Raw genomic sequence first — 1,415 nt, 5'->3', positions numbered from 1 at the left:
TAAGTTTGTTGCCTGTATAGTGGCATTGCATGTTGATATTTAAGTATTAGAGTATGTGCAATTAGCTCATTTGAGGCCATGCTATTATAAAAAATAGTTTTAGGTGCTTCTGGTGAAACTATTTTACTTTCACCAGTGGATCTTTCGCATGTTTTACAAGCGTAGCTATAAATAACATGCTCCTCAATTATTAATTTAGCAGGAATGTATTTAACAATCTCTTTTCTAGATTTAACTCCGATAGGAGTAAGTTCTTCACCACATTCCTTGCAGTTAAGATCCTCACCTTCTAATTTATGTTCAACAACAACTCTTTCTAAATTAGCTAAATTGTCCTTCTTTCCAGTATAATTACTTTTCTTAGCTCTTTTATATGTAATTTCCTCTAAAGTAGGTTCTTCTACCTTTGAATCACTATGTTTTTCAGCCTCGTTAAAAAGAGATAATTGGTTAACATCTACTTGTTCACTGGATGCTCCAAATATCTTTCTATTTCTATTAGATATAACACCTTTTAAGAATTCTAATTCATTTTTAAGTCTTCTTATTTCTTTATCTTTTGAGCTTAATTCTTTATCTTTTTCATTAATTTCATTTTCCATTTTCTCAACTTTTTTAATTAATGCTTTTGTATTTTCATCAAGCTCATTAGTTAAAATTTCGTGACTCATAGTTACCTCACTAGTTTTATTTGATACCTTTATTATACCACAAAACCCTTGAAATCACTAGATTTCAAGGGCCTGAAATAGATATTTATTTAATAATAGTTACTTGCTTTTACAGGTTTAAATTTAGATTTTGTTCTTACTTCATAGCCTTTTAAAAGCCAACGTAATTCATCAACATTAATCTTTAATGCATCAGCAGCTGTGGCTGGCCATTTGAAGCGATTAGCTTCTAAACGATGATAATATAGCCAGAATCCTTCATCAAAGTGAAGAATTTTTAATTTATCCATTTGCTTGTTACAAAAAACAAATAGTGCTTTATCAAAAGGATCTAACTTAAATTGATTTTGCACTATCATAACTAACCCATCAATACTTTTTCTTAAATCCGTGTAGCCGCAGGCAAGATAGACTTTTTCTACCTTATCTATATTTAACATTTTAGAATTAACTCCTTAATTATTGATGTTATTAAAGTAGCTTCGCTAACAGGAATAAGTATATTAGCATTGCCTACATTAATTTTCACTTCTTTTAATGTAGATTTATCTTCTTTAATATTATCAACTTTACTATTCAAAGAAATAGCCTGAAAAATAGGTTCTTTACTTTCAGTTACTTTTTCTACTCTTTTTTTATGGTAATAAAATTGACTTTTATTAAGGTTATTTTCAGCACAGAAATCTTTCACTGTTATTGTATCTTTAATAGAGTTAAATTTATTTAAATATTCCTCCCAGGCAT

General features: G+C 28.8%; 3 protein-coding genes. All 3 read right to left on the bottom strand.

The window, feature by feature from the left end; all coding sequences use genetic code 11:
* Window positions 1-671: IS66 family transposase zinc-finger binding domain-containing protein (locus OIO11_RS11700; RefSeq protein ID WP_268071650.1), on the bottom strand; the 671-nt coding region annotated here is incomplete at its 3' end.
* A gap of 89 nt (window positions 672-760) precedes the next feature.
* Window positions 761-1,111 carry an IS66 family insertion sequence element accessory protein TnpB gene (gene tnpB, locus OIO11_RS11695; protein WP_268071649.1) on the bottom strand — a complete coding sequence of 117 codons (351 nt, stop codon included), beginning with the start codon at window positions 1,109-1,111 and terminating at the stop codon, window positions 761-763.
* A partial coding sequence (gene tnpA / locus OIO11_RS11690; RefSeq protein ID WP_442781298.1) for an IS66 family insertion sequence element accessory protein TnpA occupies window positions 1,105-1,415 on the bottom strand: 311 nt, incomplete at its 5' end. The genes tnpB and tnpA, both read right to left, overlap by 7 nt.

The organism is Clostridium sp. ZS2-4 (genome assembly GCF_026719745.1).
Lineage (GTDB): Bacteria > Bacillota > Clostridia > Clostridiales > Clostridiaceae > Clostridium_H.
Note: the sequence above shows the minus strand (reverse complement) of the source record. Positions and strands in the feature narration are given on the sequence as shown.

Excerpts from the sequence above, each read along its gene's own strand:
- tnpB (WP_268071649.1), bottom strand. The coding sequence starts at position 1,111 with ATGTTAAATATAGATAAGGTAGAAAAAGTCTATCTTGCCTGCGGCTAC.